Origin of the sequence: Mesorhizobium sp. M7A.F.Ca.CA.002.04.1.1 (genome assembly GCF_004022805.1) — a bacterium.
Taxonomy (GTDB): Bacteria; Pseudomonadota; Alphaproteobacteria; order Rhizobiales; family Rhizobiaceae; genus Mesorhizobium; species Mesorhizobium ciceri.
In genome coordinates this window covers 1-404 of record NZ_RZPL01001344.1, presented here as the reverse complement: position 1 = coordinate 404, position 404 = coordinate 1, and the positions used below count along the sequence as shown (strand labels likewise).

General features: G+C 63.9%; 1 protein-coding gene and 1 pseudogene. Both read right to left on the bottom strand.

Annotated features, from left to right (window positions below):
- Positions 1-216: pseudogene (locus ENZ75_RS34135) on the bottom strand (TIGR01620 family protein); the annotation flags it as partial.
- Positions 213-404: YcjX family protein (locus ENZ75_RS34130; RefSeq protein WP_164888297.1), on the bottom strand; the 192-nt coding region annotated here is incomplete at its 5' end. The gene ENZ75_RS34130 and the pseudogene ENZ75_RS34135, both read right to left, overlap by 4 nt.

Here is a 404-nt window from a genome sequence, read left to right as displayed (position 1 = left end):
TTTCCTGGGGGCGACGGCTGGTGGCGGCTCCGCGGCAATGATGTCGGGCTCGTCGAAGACATCGACTTTCGCCGGAATGACCATCGCGACATGGGTTTTCATCGCGCGGGGTTTGCGCTGGGTGTCGGCCTGGATGTTGCGCGGCTCAGGGGCCGCTTGTCTCGGTGGGGCTTCCGGTTCGATGCGGAATGCCGCCGGCTTGCGGGGCGCGGTCATGCCAGATGATCTCCGATCAGGAACTGCAAGGCACGGTCGAGCCTGATATGCGGCAGCGACAGCGTGACGCCTTCGGCCGTGCGTTCGAGCTTTGGGGGACGGAAACGGACGAAGCGGATTGCAGGGTCCGCGGAGTCCTGCCTGTGATCGGCTCCCGAAACATCGAAAACCGCATCAATATTCTCCGG